General features: G+C 36.0%; 23 protein-coding genes and 1 pseudogene. 16 read left to right on the top strand and 8 right to left on the bottom strand.

What is annotated here, in order from left to right:
* Positions 1 to 225 precede the first annotated feature (225 nt).
* Positions 226 to 2373, bottom strand: a complete 2148-nt coding sequence (locus tag ACWNCI_RS09680; protein WP_449388135.1) for an endonuclease MutS2 — start codon at positions 2371 to 2373, stop codon at positions 226 to 228.
* 97 nt (positions 2374 to 2470) lie between these two features.
* On the opposite strand from ACWNCI_RS09680, the gene ACWNCI_RS09675 reads away from it, so the two are divergent.
* A complete protein-coding gene (locus tag ACWNCI_RS09675; protein ID WP_449388134.1) occupies positions 2471 to 2986 on the top strand; it encodes a GNAT family N-acetyltransferase in 516 nt (171 codons plus the stop codon).
* A gap of 86 nt (positions 2987 to 3072) precedes the next feature.
* Here ACWNCI_RS09675 and ACWNCI_RS09670 read toward each other — a convergent pair whose 3' ends face one another.
* From ACWNCI_RS09670 to ACWNCI_RS09660, 3 genes are read right to left on the bottom strand one after another with little or no spacing between them, the layout of a single operon-like run.
* A complete protein-coding gene (locus tag ACWNCI_RS09670; RefSeq protein WP_346984516.1) occupies positions 3073 to 3579 on the bottom strand; it encodes a hypothetical protein in 507 nt (168 codons plus the stop codon).
* Between the two features lie 53 nt (positions 3580 to 3632).
* Positions 3633 to 4904 (bottom strand): hypothetical protein, encoded by a 1272-nt coding sequence (locus ACWNCI_RS09665; protein WP_449388133.1) that lies wholly within the window; start codon positions 4902 to 4904, stop codon positions 3633 to 3635.
* Positions 4905 to 4934: 30 nt separating this feature from the next.
* Complete coding sequence (locus tag ACWNCI_RS09660) at positions 4935 to 5471, bottom strand: YceI family protein (protein ID WP_449388132.1); 537 nt, start codon at positions 5469 to 5471, stop codon at positions 4935 to 4937.
* 471 nt (positions 5472 to 5942) lie between these two features.
* Between ACWNCI_RS09660 and ACWNCI_RS09655 the strand changes: the two genes are divergently transcribed.
* On the top strand, positions 5943 to 6584 hold the full coding sequence (locus tag ACWNCI_RS09655) for a uracil-DNA glycosylase (protein WP_449388131.1): 642 nt from the start codon (positions 5943 to 5945) through the stop codon (positions 6582 to 6584).
* On the opposite strand, the gene ACWNCI_RS09650 is transcribed toward ACWNCI_RS09655, so the two are convergent.
* From ACWNCI_RS09650 to ACWNCI_RS09640, 3 genes are all read right to left on the bottom strand, one after another.
* Positions 6571 to 7068: a hypothetical protein gene (locus ACWNCI_RS09650; protein ID WP_449388130.1), complete on the bottom strand. Its 498-nt coding sequence runs from the start codon at positions 7066 to 7068 to the stop codon at positions 6571 to 6573. The two genes, ACWNCI_RS09655 and ACWNCI_RS09650, sit on opposite strands and share 14 nt — an antisense overlap.
* Before the next feature lie 13 nt (positions 7069 to 7081).
* On the bottom strand, positions 7082 to 7573 hold the full coding sequence (locus ACWNCI_RS09645; protein WP_449388129.1) for a DUF456 domain-containing protein: 492 nt from the start codon (positions 7571 to 7573) through the stop codon (positions 7082 to 7084).
* Positions 7574 to 7650: 77 nt separating this feature from the next.
* Complete coding sequence (locus ACWNCI_RS09640; protein ID WP_449388128.1) at positions 7651 to 8832, bottom strand: hypothetical protein; 1182 nt, start codon at positions 8830 to 8832, stop codon at positions 7651 to 7653.
* Between the two features lie 268 nt (positions 8833 to 9100).
* Here ACWNCI_RS09640 and ACWNCI_RS09635 point away from each other — a divergent pair, with 268 nt between their 5' ends.
* The 11 genes and pseudogenes from ACWNCI_RS09635 to ACWNCI_RS09585 all read left to right on the top strand — a co-directional run bounded on the left by ACWNCI_RS09635 (position 9101) and on the right by ACWNCI_RS09585 (position 19544).
* Positions 9101 to 10360, top strand: a complete 1260-nt coding sequence (locus tag ACWNCI_RS09635; protein WP_449388127.1) for a mechanosensitive ion channel family protein — start codon at positions 9101 to 9103, stop codon at positions 10358 to 10360.
* 197 nt (positions 10361 to 10557) lie between these two features.
* The gene (locus tag ACWNCI_RS09630) at positions 10558 to 11277 is read left to right on the top strand and encodes a pyridoxine 5'-phosphate synthase (RefSeq protein ID WP_449388126.1); all 720 of its coding nucleotides are present in this window, start codon (positions 10558 to 10560) and stop codon (positions 11275 to 11277) included.
* A gap of 94 nt (positions 11278 to 11371) precedes the next feature.
* Positions 11372 to 12151 (top strand): alpha/beta fold hydrolase, encoded by a 780-nt coding sequence (locus ACWNCI_RS09625; protein WP_449388125.1) that lies wholly within the window; start codon positions 11372 to 11374, stop codon positions 12149 to 12151.
* Between the two features lie 115 nt (positions 12152 to 12266).
* Positions 12267 to 12500, top strand: a complete 234-nt coding sequence (locus tag ACWNCI_RS09620) for a microviridin/marinostatin family tricyclic proteinase inhibitor (protein ID WP_346984525.1) — start codon at positions 12267 to 12269, stop codon at positions 12498 to 12500.
* Positions 12501 to 12544: 44 nt separating this feature from the next.
* On the top strand, positions 12545 to 12769 hold the full coding sequence (locus ACWNCI_RS09615) for a microviridin/marinostatin family tricyclic proteinase inhibitor (RefSeq protein WP_346984526.1): 225 nt from the start codon (positions 12545 to 12547) through the stop codon (positions 12767 to 12769).
* An 86-nt stretch (positions 12770 to 12855) separates the two neighbouring features.
* Complete coding sequence (locus ACWNCI_RS09610; RefSeq protein ID WP_449388124.1) at positions 12856 to 13812, top strand: MvdC/MvdD family ATP grasp protein; 957 nt, start codon at positions 12856 to 12858, stop codon at positions 13810 to 13812.
* On the top strand, positions 13805 to 14818 hold the full coding sequence (locus tag ACWNCI_RS09605; protein WP_449388123.1) for an MvdD family ATP-grasp ribosomal peptide maturase: 1014 nt from the start codon (positions 13805 to 13807) through the stop codon (positions 14816 to 14818). The genes ACWNCI_RS09610 and ACWNCI_RS09605 overlap by 8 nt, the downstream gene beginning before the upstream one ends.
* A 300-nt stretch (positions 14819 to 15118) precedes the next feature.
* Positions 15119 to 16132: an NAD-dependent epimerase/dehydratase family protein gene (locus ACWNCI_RS09600; RefSeq protein ID WP_449388122.1), complete on the top strand. Its 1014-nt coding sequence runs from the start codon at positions 15119 to 15121 to the stop codon at positions 16130 to 16132.
* A complete protein-coding gene (locus tag ACWNCI_RS09595; protein ID WP_449388121.1) occupies positions 16129 to 17898 on the top strand; it encodes an AMP-dependent synthetase/ligase in 1770 nt (589 codons plus the stop codon). Before ACWNCI_RS09600 ends, ACWNCI_RS09595 begins: the two co-directional genes overlap by 4 nt.
* A gap of 65 nt (positions 17899 to 17963) precedes the next feature.
* Positions 17964 to 19019, top strand: coding sequence for a diphosphomevalonate/mevalonate 3,5-bisphosphate decarboxylase family protein (locus tag ACWNCI_RS09590; protein WP_449388120.1), 1056 nt, complete (start codon positions 17964 to 17966; stop codon positions 19017 to 19019).
* Positions 19020 to 19231: 212 nt separating this feature from the next.
* A pseudogene (locus ACWNCI_RS09585) lies at positions 19232 to 19544 on the top strand (GIY-YIG nuclease family protein).
* A gap of 64 nt (positions 19545 to 19608) precedes the next feature.
* Here the strand turns inward: ACWNCI_RS09585 and ACWNCI_RS09580 are convergent.
* Positions 19609 to 20697: an endonuclease/exonuclease/phosphatase family protein gene (locus ACWNCI_RS09580; RefSeq protein ID WP_449388119.1), complete on the bottom strand. Its 1089-nt coding sequence runs from the start codon at positions 20695 to 20697 to the stop codon at positions 19609 to 19611.
* A 98-nt stretch (positions 20698 to 20795) separates the two neighbouring features.
* On the opposite strand from ACWNCI_RS09580, the gene ACWNCI_RS09575 reads away from it, so the two are divergent.
* From ACWNCI_RS09575 to bla, 3 genes are read left to right on the top strand one after another with little or no spacing between them, the layout of a single operon-like run.
* A complete protein-coding gene (locus ACWNCI_RS09575) occupies positions 20796 to 21248 on the top strand; it encodes a nuclear transport factor 2 family protein (RefSeq protein WP_449388118.1) in 453 nt (150 codons plus the stop codon).
* A gap of 8 nt (positions 21249 to 21256) precedes the next feature.
* The gene (gene gloA2 / locus ACWNCI_RS09570; RefSeq protein WP_346984533.1) at positions 21257 to 21634 is read left to right on the top strand and encodes an SMU1112c/YaeR family gloxylase I-like metalloprotein; all 378 of its coding nucleotides are present in this window, start codon (positions 21257 to 21259) and stop codon (positions 21632 to 21634) included.
* 28 nt (positions 21635 to 21662) lie between these two features.
* A complete protein-coding gene (gene bla, locus ACWNCI_RS09565) occupies positions 21663 to 22523 on the top strand; it encodes a subclass B3 metallo-beta-lactamase (RefSeq protein WP_449388117.1) in 861 nt (286 codons plus the stop codon).
* Positions 22524 to 22525 lie beyond the last annotated feature (2 nt).

Genomic DNA, 22525 nt, shown 5'->3' with positions numbered 1-22525 from the left:
CCTTAATTCATAAATTAAAAAATGAAGTGAGGGCAGAAATACCAGAAAACACAATCCAAAACCATTGGCTGTAAATCCAAATCGTAAATCCATTAAAAGAGAAAATAGAATAGCAGGAATCAACAATTTTAAGTAAAACATCCAAAGAATTTTAAAGTTTTTGATCATGTTTCAAATGTTAAAAAGAAAAATAAAAGAGTGCCGGTAAGACACTCTGTATTGTATTTAAATTCTCTCCAGTTCATCGGCATCAATCGTCGTCTTGAATGTTCCGTAGTTCACAATCACCTTATTTCTGGAAATCTTTTCAATGGTTCCCACACTGGTACTTCCTGTGATACGGACACGTTGCCCGACTTTCATCCACAACGCGCGGTCGGTTTTACGTTTTTCTTCCAGCTTTTCGTTGGTTTCGGCAATCTTTTCGATCGTTTCCTCCTTTTTTAGTTGCTGGGTTATTTTTCGTTTGACTACCTGAAGGCGCTTGCTTTCGTCTTTGTCTGCCCCGATTTTCCTGAACTTTTCCTGTTCGAGAATCTTCACAAAATCTTTCACCACATCTTTCCTGGATTTTCCTTTTATATAGCTGTCGATAAATGTTTCAATTTTATTCCCGAACTGCAGTTTGCGATGTTCTTCTTCATATAATTTCTGAAAATTATATAGTTTTTGCTGAAGTTGTTCGTTCAGTTTCTGAAGGTTGTCGCGTTTGTCTTCTACAGATTCTTTCCTCTCGGCAAGATCGGTTTTCAGTTTTTCAACTTCATATTTTTCCTGCTGAAGTTTTACAATCGTTTTATCAAGATTTACGATATCGTGTTCCACTTTTTTCTTAGCAGAATGAATGATAAATCTCGGAATTTTATTTTTCTCTGCAACTTCAAAAGTAAATGAACTTCCTGCCTGTCCGACTTCCAGCTTATACATCGGTTCCAGCGTTTCTTCATTAAAAAGCATGGCTGCATTTTGTGCATTCGGAAGCTGTTCTACCACCAGCTTAATGTTGGTGTAATGCGTGGTAATGATCGCAAAACTTTTTTTATCGTAGAAAAATTCAAGGAAGCTTTCTGCCAAAGCACCACCCAGCTCAGGATCTGAACCTGTACCAAACTCATCAATCAGTAAAAGCGTATTGGCATCGGCTTCACGGATAATTCCACCCATTTTCTTCAGCCTTGACGAATATGTCGAAAGATGATTTTCAATAGACTGGTTGTCACCGATATCTGTCATGATCTTATCAAAGAAAAACATTTCGGATTTCGGATGGGTTGGTACCAAAATTCCGCTCTGGATCATCAGTTGAAGCAATCCTACTGTTTTCAGTGTAATAGATTTTCCTCCCGCATTCGGCCCTGAAATACAGATAATTCTGTTATGATCCGTTAAGCTGAGCGTTTGAGGATAAATAGTTTTATTCTCCGCTTTATTTCTCAAAAACAATAAAGGATGGAAGGCTTCTCTTAATTTTAACGTTTTATGGCGGTTGATTTTCGGTAAAATTCCGTTGATGAGTTCTGCAAATTTTGCCTTGGCTCTCGTTAAATCAAGATCGAAAATATACTTTTGATATCTCCATAGCTGAGGTTGGAATTCCGCAAGTTCAGCGGTCAGCTTTCGCAGGATTTTATCAATCTCCTTCTTCTCTTCCTCTTCATTTTCTTTAAGCTTAAAATAATGCTTCACCACAGAATCCGGCTGAATATACGTAATGGAACCTGTTTTGGATAATCCGAGCACTCTTCCCGGAACTCTTTTCTTAAACCCTGATTTTACCGCCAAAACTCTCTGATCATCAATAATCGTTTCACGAATATCATCTAAAAATTCACTCTGGCCGTAATTAAATAAAGCCCGGTTGAAATTTTCCTGAATGGCTTTCTTCGCCATCTGGATTTCCGCTCTCAATTCTTTTAAAACCGGGGAAGCCTCACTTTTCACTTCTCCGAAGCGGTTAAAAACCTTATCTACCTTATCAATAATTTCCTTTTTAAATTCCAGTACCGAAACATCCTGAATCAAAGTAGGAAAGGTTTCCGGCATGGTAGGGAAAAACTTCTGCAGTTTTCCGATCTGTTCTGTGAGGGTTTTTATTTTGATGAAAGCATTGTTTTCCAGACGGTAATTTTCGATCAGCATCAGTTTCAGTTCGCTTTCGATATCTTCATATTCATCAAACGGAATCGCATTTGAACTTTCAAAACTCGAAAGATATTCGGATGTTTTTTTTAGGGAAAGCTCTGCCTCGTCAATTTCCATCGGACGAAGCTGAAGAATTTTTTCTCTTGTTTTCGGAGAATAGGCAAAAGGTGAGATTTCCGCGAGCAATTGCGGAAACTCTAATTCATTTAAATCTTCTTTATTTATAAACACATGGCAAATTTAGTGAGAAAATGTGAATTTAATCTGAAAATGAGTTAATTTGAGAATTTGAAAATATCTATTAATCAAAGATTATTAAATTTGAGATATGAAACTGGAAACCGAAAGATTGCAATTAAAAGAAATCAATGAAAACCACGTTGAAGATATTTTAAAGATCAGAAGCAATGAAGTGATTAATCGTTTTGTGAAAAGGAATTCTCCCAAAAATAATTATTATGCTCTGCAGTTTATCCTAACCATTAAAGAAAGAACTAAAAATAATCAGACGTATTATTGGGGAATTTCTCTAAAAAGTCAACCTGAACTCATCGGAACAATCTGTCTCTGGAATTTTTCTGAAGACCGGAAAACTGCAGAAGTCGGCTATGAAATGCTGCCGGATTATCATGGCAAAGGTTTCATGTCTGAAGCTTTGAAAGCTGTAATCGATTTTGGATTTAATGAGTTGGATCTGCGTGAAATCGTCGCTTTTACCAACAGGTTTAATGAAAATTCTAAAAAACTTCTTCTGCGTCACGGCTTTGTTCTGGAAGAGGATAGAAAAGATGAAGGTTTTCCTGATAATTTTGTTTTCAGTTTAAAACAAAACAGTATTGTATAAGCCACCAAAAGCCTGCAGTAGAATTCCACTGCAGGCTTCATCAATCTCTAAGCATTTTCTTGTGCGATCTAATATGAATTTTTATATTACTGTGTGTTTGCTGAAAGTGCGAATACCAGATTAAGGTCATCTTTCACAACGATCATCCCGCCCATTCTTTTCGGAGGTATGATATTGAAATCACTGAATTTTACACTTCTTTTGCCTGTAAATTTTCCGTTCTCAAGACAGAAGGTAATGTTGTATATTTTGCTTCTGTTGATCATTTTTACTTCTATCTGTGCATTATACACTGCTTTGCCTTTGTCTAAAGAAAGAAATTTTATGGTAAGATAAGGATGCTCTTCTGCTGAAAGGGTTTTTTGGAAATCTGAAGTCATCATTCTGTTGCGGCAGTCAAAATCATCTACTTTTAAGGCAATGTTGGGAAGATTCTTTTCGCTGATCATAAAGTTTCCTCCCGGATTTCTGAATGTGTTATTGGTACATTTAAAAGTATTGATATTGGTACTCCCGTTAATCTGAATGTAGTTTTCCTGAGCATTCATGAACATTCCTATCAGAAGCGGAACAGCAGTTAAAAAAGCTTTCATAATTCAGGTTGTTTTTAAAAAGTTTAGATAAAACTTTTGCGTTGGGTTTTCATTTAGAAAGAAATGGCTGCTTCCAGAACAAATCCGTTGAATTTGCCGTCATACAGGATGCTTGAAGTAGGGTATCCGTCGTATTTCTGATTCACATATTCTGCTTTTGCAAGAATATTTTTTGTCATAAACCATCCTCCTCCGATATTGTAACGGGTGATGTCAACTTTATTTCCTGTCGCCAGCTCGCCTTTTACTTTGTTGTATCTTCCGCCGAAATAAAGATTGTCATCATTTCCGAATCGGTAAATCAACTCTGCTGCATACTGGTTCCAAGTTCTTCTGTCGACTTCTGCCAGATTTCTTCCTGAAGCATTTTCAAAAGTTCCGAAGAATTCAAGACCTTTATATCTCACAAACGGGTTGATCATGAAAGAAGTAACTTTATTTTTAAAGTCCGGCACTATCTGTCCTGATCTGAAGTTAGCAGAAGAAGTAGCGGCTGCATTTTCCATGACGTAATAGTATCTTGATCCGGCTCTGTCACCATCATAAAAATCTAGTCTCTGAGTATTGGCTGTATTATAAACGGATCCTGTAATACGTACTCTTAGGTCACTGTTCAGTTGCTTGTCGTAACCTATTTTACCATATAAAGAAGGGCTTGTTCCGCCGTTGGCATTCTGGTTAAGCCTTCCGTTGGTAATACCTCCCATTCCTATGAAGCCATCTCTGCGGTAGTAGTATTCTGCAAAGATCATTGTTGCATAAGCGTCCATCAGATAATTTCCTACAAATGGGTTTTGTGTGGTGTAAGCATTGTCGCTTCTTCTGAAATGCACGTCACCATAGTTGATCTCATCATGACCGAATTTAATGGTTGAGTGTTTCATAAAGTCACTCAAAAAATCTTTTTGGATAAAATCAAGCTTGTCAATCTGGATATAACCTCCTTTTACATACGTTTCGTTGTGGTGACGGGAAGATAAGAATGTTCTTAAGTGTAAGTTGATACCATCATATAATGCCACATCAATATCAAGGTTGGCTGTAGGAAGGTTAAAGTTGTTCCCGATATCGTAAAGCTGGGTAGCTGCTATGGATTGGTCTGCGCCACTTTCATGCTTAAGTCCCTGAAATTGTAGTGCAAATGCACCGCCGATTCTTACTTTGAGTTTTTCAAAAGTGGTTACAGAATCTTTAGGATTTTCAAAAATATTAATACCTCTCTGATCTCTTGGTTTAAGATTATCAAGTGGAAATTGTTGAGCCTGTGCAGCGCCCGCCAATAAAACGGTTCCTAGTAGTGCTGTTTTTATGTAGTTGGTTTTCATAATGCTTGGATTTTTAATGTTCTTTTAATTTTACTGTGCTACGATGCTTACTTTTATGGTCACCTCGTCACCTGTTTTGATGCCCATAAATCCGGGTCTGCTCATTCCATAATCTGAAAGTTTTACTGTCTCGGTTCCGTAGATGGTGTAAGTGTTTTCGTTTTTCGCAACGTTTACAGGAAAAGAAACGTTTCTGGAAACTCCTGCAATCGTCAGTTTTCCGGTCACATTGCTTTTACCAATATTGATGGATGAGGCAGTAAAAGAAATAGTAGGATGTTGTGCCGCTTTTAAAGCTTCATATGCCTTATTATCCATAGTGGTTCCTTTTTTACTTTTCAGGTTTTTTACCGGCATGGTAAAGGTGGCGTTGGAAATGCTGTTTCCGTTCACGGTTCCTGTAAAAGTGGCAGCTGAAGAATTCATTTCCCAATCGTGTAAAGGAGATGTCCCGTTAACAGCAATAATAGTAGTTTTTTGATTGATTTTTTGCGCCTCTGCATTTTGATAGAAAAATAGTGTTCCGCATAGGATTGTAGTATTCAAGAAAATTCTTAAAGTTTTCATATTGATAAATATTTAATAGTTATATTATTTAATTTTCCTTTGTTTTATGATATAAAGGTATAAATTATGTTAATTTTAATATAATTTTTGAATATGATATAAATCTTTAGCGTTTGTTGTTTTATGTAATATTCAGTATTTTTAAATTATTATTAAGAATTTTTTGATTTAAGTGGTGAAAGTTTGATTTTTAGTTTATTTTAGGGTGAAATGTCAGCTGAAAAAATAAATCATATAAATTTTGATGTGAAATTTGCTGATGAATGTCACTCTGTATTTCTTGTTTGTGCAGTTGTTAATGGTTACTTTATCGATTAAGCATTAAGATCTATTTCAGTATTTATTTTTTATATTTGAAAAATTATTGACTGAACTTTACAGTATAGCTCTCCAATAAAAGAATATCTGCTGAAGCTGGCAATTCTTTTGATCTGTATATGCTGAGATATAAATAAGATAAACTACTAGAATATGACCTGGACAGAAATATTAGCCCCTATAAAAAACACCGAATACTTTACCACGCTTTGGGAAAAAGTAAAGCAGGAATATGCCACTACAAAAGTTTTTCCTCCAAAAAGTCAGATTTTCAGAGCGTTGGAGATCACTCCTTTTGATGATGTTGAGGTTGTAATTATCGGTCAGGATCCTTATCATAATGATTTTCAGGCGAATGGTTTGTGTTTTTCTGTTTCCGAACAGGTTGTTGCACCACCTTCACTGAAGAATATTTTTATCGAACTGAAAGACGATCTTGGTGTCGAAAGAAAATCAAAAGAATTGGATGATTGGGGAAAGCAGGGTGTTTTATTATTAAATGCTACTTTAACGGTACGCGCGCATTCTCCAAACTCTCATAAAGATTTAGGATGGGAAAAGTTCACGGATTTTATTATTAAAGAAATTTCTGACAAAAAAGAAAATGTCGTATTTGTATTATGGGGCGCTTTTGCACAAAAAAAAGCCGAACTCATTGATCCGGCTAAACATTTTATTTTAAAGTCTGCGCATCCGTCACCTTTTTCTGTTCATAGAGGTTTTTTCGGAAGCAAACCTTTTTCGAAAATTAATGAATATCTTACCTCAAAAGGCAAAAAGCCTATTTCGTGGTAGAATCTTCATCAGACTTTTGAATTATAATACCAATTCGGTATTTCCCATTCAGTGCATTAGTTCCTTGTGCTGACTCCGGATATGGATTAACTTCCGCTAAAGTAATTCTGTATCCGTTGAAATCTGCAGATTGATGATAATTTCTTCCTTTATTATCCACACTTGCAAGTGACAAAGTCATGGGTCTTGTTGCGGTTCCCATTACTTCTATTTCTGCAACGGCAACACCCGCCCAGATGCAGTTTACCCCTTTCGGGCATCTGCTGTCTTCAGAAATACGTTTGAATGTGACATTCATCTGGTATTTGTCCAGAAATCTGTTCTCTCCTTCATTAAAATAAATGATGGAGCCTTCTTTTGTATTTTTCGCTGGATTTCCTGAATTTTCCACCCGATTTCCTATTGAAACTTTTGCTTCTTTCTGTGTTTTACAGTTGATTAATGATAATAGCCCTACGCTGAGTATAATTGTTTTGTACAACATTTGTCTTATTTTTTTAAATGATAGCAAGCATATTCAATACTACCACCAAAAACATTGCCACACCAACTACAAAGCTAAATCCTGTTCCGTAAATAAAACCTATGAAAGCACCTTTGGTAGATTTCAGGGCTTTATTGAAGTCTTTGCTGTCATGGAGAAGCTCTCCTATGAAAACACCGGCAAACATTCCCACTAAAAAGCCTAAGGGAATGGGTAAAAAAAGTCCAATAATGGTACCGATTACAGAACCAATACTTCCCCAGCGCGTGCCTCCGTATTTCTGATTCGTTTTTGCGGGTATTACATAATTTAACACGACTGAAGCTATAGTAAGGATAATGAATGCCCATACATAGATCATCGGTAAATCTGCATCAGTACCGAATTTGTAGATCAAAAGTCCGCATATGCTTAAGAGTAATCCCGGTAAAACGGGAAGAAATGTTCCTAAAATTCCTAAAAATAAAAGGATGAGACAGAGAATATCAATTAAGGTTTTGTCCATTTTTTTTAATTTAATGAAAAGATATAAAAAAAAGTGGCTTCATAAAAGCCACTTCCATGTTTAAGTTGAAGTTTTTATTAAAGGTTTAAAATTACATATTGAAGAATTACGCCCGCGTTCCCAATATTTCCTGAAGCATGATTATGGAAAGTGGTGTAATAAATATAACCGCTGTTTGAAGATCCCGAGCAAGGTCCTACTGTTGCTCCTAATGCAACCAGGTAAGGAACCAGGGCCTGAGGAACTGAAAGACTGATCTGGATATTTCCCGGAAGGGTAATGCAAACTGTAACAAAGGTTGTATTCGGAGCATTTCCTATCGGGGTAGTCGGAATACCTGTTGCCGTGAAATGATTGGTTCTGATCATCAGGGCGTCATTTGATGAGGTTTCCTTTACCAAAACTTCCCAGTAGGTGGGATCATAATTGATTATTTTTTGCCATGCCCCAAGATCGTAATCGATGTTGAGCGTATTGAATCCTAAGGCTGTTGTAAGACCTGTATTGGTTACTGTAGCACCTAATGTGCCTGAGTTTCCGATATTTTTGGAGCATAATTTTGAATCAGGAACAAACCCTCCTGCGAGCGAACAGTTATTGGTATTGGTTGTTCCGCCCACTAAATAGGCGACATCCCAATCTGAAGCATAGATACTTCCCCCATTAGCAACGAAGATGGCCAAATTAGCATCAATTGCAGAATAAAGTCCCGGATTTGTGGAATAGTTATTCCTGGAACCGCAGTTAAGGAATATGATGTCATACTGCGCAATCGTTGTAAGGTTGGCAAGGTCGTTATTGGTGATTTCTGTAGCCGTATATCCTAAAATCTGAATAATATCTTCTATTTTGTCATACGTTCCTTTTACGTAAGCAATTTTTGCTACCTGATTGAGCTTGGTCTGACTCGCATCAAGAGTTAAGGTTTCATTATCTTTTACCATTGCGGAAATTTCAGTCCGGAAATTGCTGCCGTTACCCGTCTGGATATAGATTTTGCGATTTCCGGCCGGTGCTTCCAACATGAAATTACCTTCCGCATCCGAAGTGGTATAATAGATTTTATACTTATCATCAAAAGTGAAAACCGAAGCTCCTCCAATCGGCTTTGTTCCGTTTTGTGACATTACCTTCCCGGTGAGTTTGCTGGTCTTTGCGGTGGCGGCAACATCCGATGCTATTACGGGATCTTCGCTTCCCGAACAATTGGTTAATAGTGTGAATATACACAGTAAAATAAAAAAGTAGTGTTTTCTCATATGTTATTGATTTTGATTTGTTTAGTTTTTATCAAATTTAAAAAATAATTAAATATTAATCTATAAAATTCCTTTTTTTTTAAAAATAATTTACTGATATTGTTTATTACAAATGAATTTTTCATTATTAATCGGGGTTTAGTGATATGTTATGATTGTGATTCACAAATAAGTTTTCATTGATATTTAACAGAAAATTTGTTTTGGGATGAAATTTGATGCAGAAAATTGTATAAAATCATTTTTATTTTTCCCTAAATTTGCTCTAATGAACGACCAATTAGAAGAAACAAAAGATTTCATACAGGGGCTGAGTGAGCCGCTTTACCAATACATCAACCGAATAGCTCCCGACGGTCTTGAGTTCGTATTCCATATCATTGTGAAAATTCTTTTGCTGTTGGCTGTTTTTTTCATTTTTGATTTTATTTTTAAAATCATTATAAACAGTGTTTTCAGAATTTTTCACAATAAAGAAAGGTATCCTATTGTCAATTCTATTTACGAATCGAAAATCACCAATTCAATTGCTCATCTTTTTGCTCTTCTGATTATCGGTGGAATTCATGAATCTATATTTTATGGTGCTTTAAAAAATACGACGATATTTATTATCAGATGTGTGAATTTGGGATTGGTCATGATCTTTGCAGGAATGCTGTACAGGGGATTAACAGCTTTCAGGAATTATTTTGTGATTAAACAGGATTTCTACAAAATTATGGCGTTGAATGCCATTTCCGAAACGATGAAAATTTTAGGGGTTTTCCTCTTTTCGGTAGTCGGAATCTGTGTGATTTTCGGGATTAAAGGGACGACGATTGTTGGAAGTTTAGGAGCAATAACTGCTGTTCTGGTGCTGGTTTTCAGGGATACAATTTTAGGATTTGTGACAGGACTTCATGTGGCAACTTCAAAAAATCTTAAAGTGGGTGACTGGGTAAGTATTCCGAAATATAATCTGGAGGGAAATATCGCAGAGATCAACCTTCTGACTACGAAAATCAATAATTTTGACAGGACCTTTTCCACAATTCCGACTTATGATCTTCTCACGACAGAAATTAAAAACCTTCAGGTGATTTCTGAAACGAATGCAAGAAGAATTAAAAAGTCAATTTACTTTAATATCAATTCATTTAAATTTCTTTCCGAAGAAGATATTGAACGTCTGAAAAATATTAACCTTATTTCAGATTATTTGAATAAAAGATCCATTGAATTGAAAAAAGAGAAGGAAAATATGGCGCATAAGGAAGAAATTATTAATGGCAGACAGCTTACGAATATTGGTGTCTTCAGATATTATGCTCAAAAATATATAGAGAAAATTCCTGAGCTTGACCGGGAAGGTCCTGTCATGGTACGTCAGCTGAATATTACTCCGCAAGGTCTTCCGCTGGAAATTTATTCCTTTACCAATGATACCGAATGGATTCGCTTTGAGGAAATCCAATCGGATATTTTCGATCATTTGCTGGTGGCTTCAAAAGAATTTGATCTTGAAGTAATGCAGGTGAAAGTTTAATGTAAATTACTGGCAAAGCCGTAACTAAAAAATATACTTTTCGTTTCTGCAATTTGGATTTTATCAATAGCTTTGTAGCTGTATAATGATCGAATAGGTCTGGCGGTATTATTTTCTGAGCATATTCCATGTACTTGCTGAATTTCTGAATGATACGTTATTCGTCTGAACCATATTTCAAAAACTTATCAGTAAAAATGACAAAACTTAGTGTAAACATTAATAAGATTGCAACCATAAGAAACGCAAGAGGAGGCAATACGCCCAGTGTAACGGAAGCTGCGGTTAAAATTCAGGAATTTGGCGGACAGGGAATTACCATTCATCCGAGACCGGATGAAAGACATATTACCAGAAAAGATGTTTATGATCTTAAACCGCTTGTAACCACAGAATTTAATATCGAAGGCAATCCGCACAGAGCGTTTATTGATATGGTTCTGGATGTAAAACCTGAGCAGGTGACTCTTGTACCTGATGCTGATGACGCTATTACTTCCAATGCTGGCTGGGATACTAAAAAGCATCTCGATTTTCTTACGGAAATCATCGCCGAATTTAAAAATGCAGGAATCCGTACTTCAATTTTTCTTGACCCTCAGCCTGAGCTGGTAGAATATGCTGCAAAAACGGGTGCCGACAGAATAGAATTGTACACAGAAGCTTATGCAAAAAACTACACGGTAAATAAAGAATCTGCAATAAAGCCCTATTACGATACAGCAGTCGTGGCGGGGGATTTTGGCTTGGGAATCAATGCTGGCCACGATTTAAGCTTAGATAATTTAAAGTATTTTGCCGATAATATTCCGAATCTCCTGGAGGTTTCCATCGGTCACGCTTTGATTTCTGAAGCGCTGTATATGGGATTGGAAAATACGGTTCAGGCTTATTTAAAAAGGCTTGCGAAATGGTAAAATAATGGCTGGAAGTCAAGTGTTGGAGGTCTGGTAAGCAGTGTTGAAACTTCCATCTTCCATCATAAGCTTCCATCCTGAAAAACAAAAAAATATGGAAATTTTAAATTCAAAAATATTTGGCGAAAATCTTTCGTCGACACCGCTTTTGGTATTTCACGGGTTATTCGGAATGCTCGATAATTGGGGCACTTTCGGTAAAGATATGGGTGAGCATCTTCCTGTACATCTTATTGATCTCCGGAATCATGGAAGGAGTTTCCACTCCGAAGGGATGTCTCATGATGATCTGGCAGATGATATTCTTCGGTACATGGATCATTATGGGATTTCAAAAGCTCATATTCTGGGGCATTCGCTTGGCGGAAAAGCTGTTATGCAATTTGCGATAAAATATCCGGAGAAGGTGGAAAGTCTTATTGTGGTTGATATTTCTCCTAAAGCATATCCGCCGCATCATCAGGGAATCATCAAAGCGTTGGAATCGGTGGATTTCAATACGGTTTCTTCGAGAAATGAAGTGGAGGCAATACTCAGTCAATACATTCCCGAGAGATCTACAATTCAGTTTCTGACCAAAAACCTGTATTGGGACGACGATAAAAAGCTGAACTGGAGATTCAACCTTAAAACGTTATCTGAAAAGTATAATGAATTTGTCTCCAATGCCATAAAATTCGGGGTTTTTGATGGCAAGGCTCTATTTATTGCCGGTGAAAAATCAAATTATATTCTTCCTCAGGATCATTTCGCGATCAGACAGCAGTTTCCAAAAGCAGAATTTGTAACTGTAAAGAATGCCGGGCATTGGGTGCAGGCAGAGAATCCTGTCGATTTTGCTAATGTTGTTAAGAAATTTTTGAATATTAATTAATATAATTACGAGATTGATTGTGATTTGTTAAAATTTTCTTAAAAATAAATTTTATCTTCTTTAGGTGATATTTTTTTAATACTTTAGAGCATTCTAAATCATTAATATTAATACTATGGAAGGTAAAAAATCAAAAAAGCCATTCTTCGCTTCATTTTTAGAGAAGCAAGTTCAAGATCCGGAAACAATTAAAGGAGGAGCAGTTACGTCTGTATTAGTGGATAATATAACAAATGCTCTAAAAGACGGCGTTACTTCAGCTATTCTGGATAATGTTACAAAACCGGGAAGTGATAATGTTACCATGAAGTATCCTTCAGACGGTGACGAAGACGCAACTGCAGTTTAAGAATTTAAATAACTAACAGTCATAAACTCTAAATTAAAATTATTATGAAAAACAAAGATTCAAAAAAGAAACCTTTCTTCGCATCTTTCCTTGAAAAACAACTTCAGGATCCTGAAAAAATTAAAGGTGGAGGTGATGTTACGATTGCAACGCAGGACGGTCCCATTACAACGTCAAAAACTGCAGATACTATAACAAAGCCTATCTATGATATGGCTCAGACAATGAAATATCCTTCAGACGGAGATGACGATTCTCCATCTGTATAATGAATTGTTGATACAGAATACATTAACAAATTATATTTAAAGGAAACTTACACTCTAAGTTTCCTTTTTTAATAAAAAACAGGCAAATGATTCTTTGCATTACACATTCCCGGGATTTTTACAATATTGATATCTTTTTTGAATATCTCAAAAGCAAAAATATTCCTTATTTCAGACTGAATTCCGACAAAATAAACAACAATCAGAAGATCAGCATCAGCGAAAATGGTTTTGAACTGACAGATGAGTCCGGAAATACCGTGCATTCAAAGGAAATTATGGCGGTATGGCACCGAAAGTCGTGGCAGATTGATATTCCGCAAGAGCTTGATGAAGCTTTCAGAAAAATTTTCCTTAAAGAATATTCCACTTTGCGATATAATTTATTGACAGCCCTGGAAAATGTTCCATGGATCAATCCTTTCGAAAATGAAAACAAAATTGACGGCAATAAAATGCTTCAGCTTAATATTGCTCAAAAGCACGGATTAACTGTTCCGAAAACCATCTTCTCGAACGATGCTGATAAAATCACTGCTTTCTTCCGTGAATACTGTAACGGGAAAATGGTCGCAAAACTTCACGGCGTGATCTCAAAGTCAATGGGTGGGGAAAACCTTCTTTCAACCAATATCATCAATGAAGATTCTCTTGAAAATATTGCAGATGTCGAATACTGCCCGATGATTTTTCAGCCTTATATTGAAAAAGAATATGAACTGAGAATTGTTTATCTGGATGAAGAATTTTTTACCGGTAAAATCAACAACAGCGAGAATGCTGACTGGAGGATTGCCCAGGGAAATTATTTCTGGTCAGAATATCATCTTCCCGAAAATATTAAACAAAATCTCACGGCAATGATGAAAGAAATGGGACTCTACCTGGGAGCCATAGACATCATTAAAGGAAAAGACGGACAGTATTATTTTCTGGAAGTCAATCCGCAGGGAGAATGGGGAATGCTTCAGAAAGACCTGAACTTCCCGATTGCACAGAGAATTGCCGATAATCTTATAAAAAGAATGAAAACCAATGAATAAAATTTTAATAATTACCCATACAGGAGATAATTTTTCAATCGAAAAAGTAACAGAATATATCGATCAAAACAATTGTGAAGTAATCCGCTTTGATGTAGATCAATATCCTTTAAAAAACAAATTATCCACTACTTTTCAGGACGGAAAGTGGACGACCATTCTCGAAACTCCTGAAAAGAAACATCGCCTGGATGATATTTCTGCGGTTTGGTACAGACGGGCTTACAATATAGGCAGTGGAGTGAGAGAAGAAATGGATGAAAAATTCTACGGCGCAGCGATGGGAGAGATCCGAAATACGCTTTTCGGGTTCCTGGAATCGGTAGATGTGTATTCTCTTGGAAAACCTAGTGTTTACAGAAGGTTGGACAGCAAGGAAGAGCAGCTGAAAATTGCTGATAAAATAGGACTTAAAATTCCTGAAACCTGTGTGACCAATAATCCTGAAGAAGCTAAACAGTTTATTCTGAAACATCAGAACGTCGTAGCCAAAATGCAGACAGGTTTTGCCATTTATGAAGACGGTGTAGAAAGTGTAGTGTTCACCAATGTCGTTAATGAAGATAAATTGGAAGAACTGGATACTCTTTTATATTGCCCGATGCAGTTTCAGAAAAAAATTGAAAAGAAAAAAGAACTCAGGGTAACGGTTGTAGGCCGCGATGTTTTTGCGTTCGAGATTGATTCTCAGCAGTCGGATGCTGCAAAAATCGACTGGAGAAAAGATGGAGTGAACCTTATTGATAAATGGGTTCCTACAGATCTTCCTTCCGGTGTTGAAACAAAACTGCTGGAACTTCTCGATGTATATCACGTAGATTATGGCGCCATTGATATTATTGTTTCTCCTGAAGATGAATATTATTTTATCGAAATCAACGCTGCCGGAGAATTTTTCTGGCTGGATAATCTTACAGAAGGAAACCTGATCTCGAAAAGTATTGCCGATCTTCTTTGCGATAAAGCTCCGAGAAGAAGCAATGAAGTTTTGGTACAAAATGCATAAACAGTCATTAAAACAGTGAAATTTATATATCAGAACGGGCTTTGTCCCGTTTTTTTTATTGTGTCTGCTCAGTTAAGAAGATTTTTTCTTTAGTGAAGAAGAATTTTCGTTCAGTTATGAAGATATTTTGTTTATTGAAGAATATCTTCTGCCCGATGAAGGTTTTTCATCTGATGTTACAGAAAAGTCTAAACAGAATCATAATTTATCGTGAATTAAACAGAATTCTCCTTTAAAAATCGCAAATTTGCAGTTACGGATAATATCATCATAAATGAGTCAAACAAGTAAAGATAACGGATGGTTTTTGTAACGGGTGCTACCGGAATTCTCGGCCGGGTAATTGTTTTGGAACTTCTGAAAAGGGGAAAAAATGTTCGTGCTTCAAAAAGACCGACAAGTAATCTGGAAGAAGTAAGACATTCTTATACATTTTATACGGAAAATCCGGACAGTTTTTTTGATAAAATTGAATGGACGGAAGTAGATTTCGATGATATTCAGTCTATTCAGGAAGCGCTGAAAGGCGTTGATGAGGTCTATCACTGTGCAGCAAAGGTAGGATTTAATCCCGCTGATGATAAAGAAATGGATCACACCAATGTAAAAGGTACCCAAAATCTATTGTATGCCTGTGAAGGCTCCGGAGTTACAAAGTTTCTCTATGTAAGTTCTATTGCGGTTCTTGATATTCATAATGAAAACGGTGAACTCGATGAAGATTCTGACTTTAATTCCAAAGATGAGCATTCGGCGTATGCCATCTCAAAACATCTTGCCGAGATGGAAGTGTGGAGAGCTTCCGCAGAAGGCTTGAAAACGGTAATCATAAATCCCGGAATGATCATCGGAAGCGGAAACTGGGGAAACAGTAGTGGAGATATATTTCCGACGATGGAAAAGAACAGCTTCACTTTTTCCGGAGGTGCCAGCTATGCAGACGTGAGAGATGTCGCTGAAATATCCATAGAATTAATGGATAAGAATATTTTCGGAGAAAGATTTATTATTATTTCTGAAAATAAAAGATACGCTGAAATGGCCCAAAAGGTGAGAAAAGCATTAGGATTAAAAGAAGCCAAAGTACTTTCAAAATTTCAGCTGAATATGGGTGTTGTTGCCAATATGCTTTTGGGATGGCTTATTCCTGCATTAAGAATGGTGACAAAATCTAATGTAGAAGCCATTTCCAACATGGAAATCATCTCCAATAAAAAAGTGAAGGAAAGATTGAATTATACATTTATCCCATTGGAAGAAACTATAGACTTCCATCTTAAAAATTATATTAACGATAAAAAGGCAAATAAATGAATCTTGCGGAGGCAATTATTCAAAAAAATATAGATAAGCATCCTTTAAAATCTGCCATTGGATTTAAAAAGAAAAATGAAGGATGGAAAGAGCTGAGCTGGAAGAAATTCGGGGAAATCGTATGTAAAACAGCAAACGCATTAAAGGAAGCAGGGATAAAGGAAGATGATAAAGTGGCCATCTATTCCGACAACTCATCAGAGTGGATGATTGTTGATCTTGCGGCAATGTCGCTCGGAGCGGTTACGGTTCCTATTTATTCAACCAATAATGCAGAACAGGCAGAATATATCATTGGTGATTCCGGAGCAAAAATAATTCTCGTCGGAGATCAGGCCCAGTATGATGCCTGCCTTGAAATAGTACAGAAAAAGGAAAGTAGTCTGGAAACGATCATCGTTTCTAAAAAAGCGGTCTGGATCAAGAAAGAATTCAACAGCTTTTATCTTGAAGATTTTATCGCAAAAGCTTCTCCGGAAGCAGAAATATGCAAGAAAGAATCTGATGATGTTGCTACGCTTATTTATACCTCAGGAACTACCGGAACTCCAAAAGGCGTAATGCTTACCCATGGAAATTTTATCAAAGCTTTCGATGCTCATTTTGAATTTTTTAAGTTTAAAAACTTTGAAGAAGAACTTTCTCTGGTATTTTTACCTTTGAGCCATGTTTTTGAACGGAGCTGGAGCCTACTTTGCCTGTATGGTGGTGCAAGAGTGTATTTTCTTGAGGATCCTAAAAATATTGCCAATGCGTTGGTAGAAGTGAAACCTACCATGATGTGTGCTGTTCCGAGATTTTTTCAGAAAATATATGCCGGAGTTTTGGAAAAGGCAGAAGAAGGGTCATCTTTAAAGAAAAAAATATTCGACTGGGCCGTAGAAACAGGTTGGGAAACAGCAGAATTAAGACGAAATGAAAAATCAATACCTCTCGGTTTAAAAATAAAAGAAAAAATTGCTGAAGCACTTGTCTTCAGTAAAATTAAAGAGAGAATGGGAGGCCGACTTTGGTTTCTGCCTTGTGGCGGAGCTTCTTTATCTCCGGAAGTCACCCGTTTTTTTGAGTCGGTGGGAATTCATGTTACGGTAGGATACGGATTAACAGAAACTACTGCAACGCTTACTCTTTTTCCGTTTACCCATTTTGAACACGGCACAAGCGGAAAACCTCTTCCCGGAGTAGAAATCAGAATCGGGGCTGAGGATGAAATTCAGGCTAAAGGAAACGGAATCATGAAAGGTTATTACAATAATCCTGAAGAAACCCGGAAAGTTTTTACGAATGACGGATGGTTTAAAACCGGTGATGCAGGAAAGATTGATGAAAATGGAAATCTTACCATTACCGATCGTCTCAAGGATCTCATGAAGACATCGAACGGAAAATATATCGCTCCACAACAGGTCGAAAATCTTTTGACCAATAATAATTTTATCCAGCAGATTGTTTTGATCGCGGAAGGAAGGCAGTTTGCTTCGGCGCTTATTGTTCCGAATTTTGAATTTTTGCAGGATTATCTTAAAAAGAACAATATTCCGTTTACCAATTGGGAAGAAATTGTAAAAAACGAAAAAGTAAATAATTTTTATAAACAGAAAATTAAAGAGTTGCAGGAACATTTGTCTGAATATGAAAAAGTGAAGAAGTTTACGTTGATGCCTGCAGAATTTGAGATTAATACAGGTGAAATCACCCCTACATTGAAAGTGAAAAGAAATGTAGTTCTTAAAAAGTACGCCGATCTTATTGATGCAATGTATTAAATAAGGTTGAGGTTGAAGTTGGGATTTTGGAGTAATTTGGTTGAGGTAATAGATATAAAAACATTATGACAGTACAGGAATTTTTAGGAAAAGAAGAATTTACAATACATAATCAGACGGTTTCGGAAAGCTGTCCGTCAAATATTGCTCTGATCAAATATTGGGGAAAATATGAGAATCAGATTCCGGCAAATCCGAGTATCAGCTTTACTTTAAATCATTGTAAAACCAATACGACTATAGAGTTTTTGACAGATGAAGCATTTTCCGTTCAGACTTTTTTAGCCGGAAAGGAAGAAGTGAAATTTGCCGAAAAGATTGAAAAGTATTTCAGAAATATCGAGCAGTATCTTCCATGGATTCTGAAAGGGAAATATGTGATTAAAACCGAAAATACGTTTCCACACAGCTCAGGGATTGCAAGCTCGGCTTCAGGTTTCGGAGCGATTGCCAAATGCCTGATGAGCCTGGATGAAACTTTTTCAGGGAAAATTTCGGAAGAAGAATCATTGAGAAAAGCTTCTTTTCTGGCAAGATTGGGAAGCGGAAGCGCATGCAGAAGTCTGTACAATGGATTGGTGGTTTGGGGAGAGTCTCAGGTAAGGGGAAGTTCTGATCTTTTTGCTGTTCAATATCCAAATGATGAAATTCACGAGATTTTCAAAGATTTCAATGATTGGGTTCTGCTGATTCATGAAGGTCAGAAATCTGTTTCATCTACGGTAGGCCACGGTTTGATGAATACTAATCCTTATGCAGACAGAAGGTTTCAGGAAGCAAGGGAAAATTTCGGCCCGATGAAAGAAATTCTGGCAGCCGGTGATATGCAAAGTTTCATAAAACTGGTTGAACATGAAGCATTAACTCTTCATGCTATGATGATGATGAGCGATCCTGCATTTATCTTAATGAAAACAGGAACGTTGGAGGTAATCAATAAAATCTGGGATTTCAGGAAGGAAACAGGTTTATCTTTATTCTTTACACTGGATGCCGGTGCAAATGTTCACGTTCTGTTTCCAAATGACGGTTCAGAAGAAAAAATCAAGTCTTTTATTGAAACAGAACTATTGCAACACACACAGAACAATGGCGTTGTGAAGGATGTGATGAAGTTTTAAATTCCAGAAGAATATCAATAATAGAATATAGATATTACAACTATATATTCATGTTCTTGATTTAACCTAAATGACAAATTGTCGGGTAATATTGATATAAGATGACCTATTTTTTAGAATCTAGAATGATAAATTAAACAAAAAAAAATATGCATTAGTTTGTCATTCCGTAGGAATCTAAGCAACCTATAAAGATCAAAGTATTTACACAAATGATAGAATTTTCAGAAGGAATATATACTTATTATGTGTATATTCTTACCAACAAGAGAAAGACTATACACTGGACTAACCAATAATCTTCATTGTCGACTATATCAGCATTCATCAAAGTTTAATATGAATAGCTTTACAGGAAAATATAATGTTGAGTTTTTAATTTATTATGAAAAATTTGGATGGATTCACCAAGCAATAGAAAGAGAAAAAGAAATTAAAAACTTTCCAAGAAGTAAAAAATTGGAACTGATAAGATCTATAAATCCAAATTTGGATTTTTGGAACTACTTATTTGAGAATTTATAATGCATTGCTTAGATTCCTACGGAATGACAAAAGCTTATGTATATATTATTTATAGTAAACATAATTAACTCTCCGTAACCACTGCATCCCGCTCTCCATCTTCTTTTTTTCCTTCTTCGATCATTTCCCTGGCTTCTTCTTTTTCTTCCTGCGTTGCGTAATCAATTCGTTCTTCCTGCTTTTCTTCCTGCTTATGGTCGATAAAAAATTCGCAATATACCGGAAGATGATCTGAGCCGAAGTTTTCCAGGGTTTTAAGATCTTCAATAAAAATTTCTTCACTGTGAAACATCAGATCGATAGGAAATCTTAATAAACGATACTTTGCATGAAAAGTAGACACGAATGAACGGCCGATTCTCGGATCAATAAGATGACTGGTTTTCCTGAACAGGATAGAAGACTTCGACCAGGCAACGTTATTAAAATCTCCAACAACAATTACTGGTTTTTTAATTTCTACTACTCTTTTTGCAGTACTTAGGAGATCACCGTCTCTTTCTTTTGAGGTTTCCTCTTCAGTGGGACTTGGCGGCGGAGGATGAACTCCAAAAAAGACAAATGAAAATCCGTCTTTTGTTTTTAAATGAGCTTCGATACTCGGAATATCATCTGCCACAAAATAATGGGTCTGTGAATTTTCTATTTCGATTTTTGAGTAGAAATGCATTCCGTAGGTATTTTCCAATGTAACTTTGTGCTGATAGGGATAATCCTTTTCTAATACTCTCAGTGCTTTTTCCCAGTCACTGTTGCTTTCCATGGTAAGAAACATTTCGGGACAGTGTTTTTCTATCAATTGAATAAAGCGCTCATATTCTTTATTAAACTGATAAACATTGGCAGAAATGAAATGAAGTTTTTCAGAAGACTGATATTTTTGGGTATATTTTTTAATAGGGTATAAAGGAGTATATTTTACCAAAATCACACTGTGATGAATCAACATAACAAGCAACAAACCCTGATAATACCATAAATATTGCGATTTATCTGCAACAATAAAACCAAGCAGCATGGTAAAAAGAATGAAAAATGTGATCTGTATTTTACCGAATTCCGGAACACGGAATATCCAGTGAGAATGTTGAATTTTTGGCAGTATGGTTAGAATCAACAACAATACAGTCAGAATCAGATAAGCTGTCCACATATGTTAAAATAATTATATAAATTTAAATTATTTTTTATTATTGCTCAAATCAAATTATCTTTAAAGCTAAATATTAATAACAATTAAAACTGTTCCAAATGCACAGATTTATTATGAATAAAATTTTTCCAGTCATATTTCTTCTTGGAAATTTTTGCTTTGGTCAGAATCAGCAGGATGTAGAAAAGCCGGTAAGAAATTTATTTGCCGCCATGAAGAATGCTGATGCGGAACTTTTGAAGTCGGTTTTTGTTGAAAATGCCATTTTGCAGACCATTACCAAAGACGGAGTTAAAAATGAAAATCTTAAAGATTTTATAGCTTCAGTTTCAAAGATGGCGCTGGATGATCTGGACGAAATAATCACCATTGAAGGAATCCATATTGATGGTAATCTTGCGAGTGTTTTTACGCCTTATTCATTTTATTACAAAGGAAAATTCTCACATTGCGGAGCAAATAGTTTTCAGCTGGTAAGGCAGAACGGAGAATGGAAAATTCAATATGTAATCGATACAAGAAGAAAAGATGACTGCAAAGAAATCAAATAACATTAAAAATGAAAATCCATCATATTGCTATCATTTGTTCAGAATATGAAGTTTCCAAAAAATTTTATACTGAAGTTTTAGGTTTACATATCATCCGCGAAGTGTATCGGGAAGAAAGGCAATCTTTCAAACTGGATCTTGCCATCGGAGATCATTATCTCATCGAATTATTTTCTTTTCCTGATCCTCCGAAAAGACCATCCCGACCTGAGGCATGCGGTTTAAGGCATTTAGCTTTTTCTGTTGAAAATGTTAATGAAAAACGGAAAGAACTCATTCAAAAAGGATTAAATTGTGAAGAAATCAGGATAGATGAATTCACAGGAAAAGAGTTTTTCTTCACTCAGGATCCTGATCAATTACCATTGGAATTTTACGAAATATAAATAATTTAAAATAAATTTAATTTTAATAATGAAAAAATTTATCATACTGTTGACAATAGCTCTGACAGGGCAAATAAATGCTCAAACGGTTAATGAGCCAAAAAACCACCCGAAAGAATGGTCGCAGCCTTACGAACCTTTCAGAATTGCCGGAAATTTGTATTATGTGGGGACTTACGATCTCGCTTCGTATCTTATTGTAACGGATAAAGGAAATATTCTAATCAACACAGGACTGGCAAATTCACTTCCCATCATTAAAAACAATATTAAGAAGCTTGGGCTTAATTATAAAGATACCAAGATATTGCTGCTGACACAGGCACATTATGATCATCTGGGTGCAATGGCAGACATCAAAAAGGAAACGGGTGCAAAATTGTACGTAGATGCAGCTGATGCTGATGTTCTGAAAAGCGGAGGAAAATCGGATTACGAGATGGGAAAATACGGAGTTACATTTAAACCTGTAAATCCTGATTTTATTTTAAAAGATAAAGATTTGATAACGCTTGGAAATACAAAACTGATGATGCTTCACCATCCGGGTCATACAAAAGGCTCATGCAGCTATGTTTTTGAGACTAAGGATAATAAAAGAAATTATAAGGTTTTAATTGCCAATATGCCAACAATCATTATTGATAAGAAATTTTCTGAGGTCACAACTTATCCTACGATTGCCAAGGATTATGAATATACCTTAAATGCAATGAAAAAGCTGGATTTTGATATTTGGGTGGCTTCTCATGCAAGTCAGTTTGGCCTTCATGAAAAACATAAGCCGAAAGATCCGTACAATCCAAACGCTTTCATGAATAAAAAAGAATATCTGGATGAACTGAACGAACTGGAAAAAGATTATCTTGAGAAAAAATCAGCCGAATAAAA

Source organism: Chryseobacterium lineare (assembly GCF_977014045.1).
Note: the sequence above shows the minus strand (reverse complement) of the source record. Positions and strands in the feature narration are given on the sequence as shown.

Coding starts and splice junctions, on each gene's coding strand:
- ACWNCI_RS09580 (WP_449388119.1), bottom strand. CDS start 20,697: ATGTGGACAGCTTATCTGATTCTGACTGTATTGTTGTTGATTCTAACC.
- ACWNCI_RS09595 (WP_449388121.1), top strand. CDS start 16,129: ATGAATCTTGCGGAGGCAATTATTCAAAAAAATATAGATAAGCATCCT.
- ACWNCI_RS09600 (WP_449388122.1), top strand. CDS start 15,119: ATGGTTTTTGTAACGGGTGCTACCGGAATTCTCGGCCGGGTAATTGTT.
- ACWNCI_RS09665 (WP_449388133.1), bottom strand. CDS start 4,904: ATGAAAACCAACTACATAAAAACAGCACTACTAGGAACCGTTTTATTG.
- ACWNCI_RS09655 (WP_449388131.1), top strand. CDS start 5,943: ATGACCTGGACAGAAATATTAGCCCCTATAAAAAACACCGAATACTTT.
- ACWNCI_RS09670 (WP_346984516.1), bottom strand. CDS start 3,579: ATGAAAGCTTTTTTAACTGCTGTTCCGCTTCTGATAGGAATGTTCATG.
- ACWNCI_RS09590 (WP_449388120.1), top strand. CDS start 17,964: ATGACAGTACAGGAATTTTTAGGAAAAGAAGAATTTACAATACATAAT.
- ACWNCI_RS09575 (WP_449388118.1), top strand. CDS start 20,796: ATGCACAGATTTATTATGAATAAAATTTTTCCAGTCATATTTCTTCTT.
- ACWNCI_RS09660 (WP_449388132.1), bottom strand. CDS start 5,471: ATGAAAACTTTAAGAATTTTCTTGAATACTACAATCCTATGCGGAACA.
- ACWNCI_RS09620 (WP_346984525.1), top strand. CDS start 12,267: ATGGAAGGTAAAAAATCAAAAAAGCCATTCTTCGCTTCATTTTTAGAG.
- bla (WP_449388117.1), top strand. CDS start 21,663: ATGAAAAAATTTATCATACTGTTGACAATAGCTCTGACAGGGCAAATA.
- ACWNCI_RS09630 (WP_449388126.1), top strand. CDS start 10,558: ATGACAAAACTTAGTGTAAACATTAATAAGATTGCAACCATAAGAAAC.
- ACWNCI_RS09625 (WP_449388125.1), top strand. CDS start 11,372: ATGGAAATTTTAAATTCAAAAATATTTGGCGAAAATCTTTCGTCGACA.
- ACWNCI_RS09605 (WP_449388123.1), top strand. CDS start 13,805: ATGAATAAAATTTTAATAATTACCCATACAGGAGATAATTTTTCAATC.
- ACWNCI_RS09610 (WP_449388124.1), top strand. CDS start 12,856: ATGATTCTTTGCATTACACATTCCCGGGATTTTTACAATATTGATATC.
- ACWNCI_RS09645 (WP_449388129.1), bottom strand. CDS start 7,573: ATGGACAAAACCTTAATTGATATTCTCTGTCTCATCCTTTTATTTTTA.
- ACWNCI_RS09650 (WP_449388130.1), bottom strand. CDS start 7,068: ATGTTGTACAAAACAATTATACTCAGCGTAGGGCTATTATCATTAATC.
- gloA2 (WP_346984533.1), top strand. CDS start 21,257: ATGAAAATCCATCATATTGCTATCATTTGTTCAGAATATGAAGTTTCC.
- ACWNCI_RS09675 (WP_449388134.1), top strand. CDS start 2,471: ATGAAACTGGAAACCGAAAGATTGCAATTAAAAGAAATCAATGAAAAC.
- ACWNCI_RS09615 (WP_346984526.1), top strand. CDS start 12,545: ATGAAAAACAAAGATTCAAAAAAGAAACCTTTCTTCGCATCTTTCCTT.
- ACWNCI_RS09635 (WP_449388127.1), top strand. CDS start 9,101: ATGAACGACCAATTAGAAGAAACAAAAGATTTCATACAGGGGCTGAGT.
- ACWNCI_RS09640 (WP_449388128.1), bottom strand. CDS start 8,832: ATGAGAAAACACTACTTTTTTATTTTACTGTGTATATTCACACTATTA.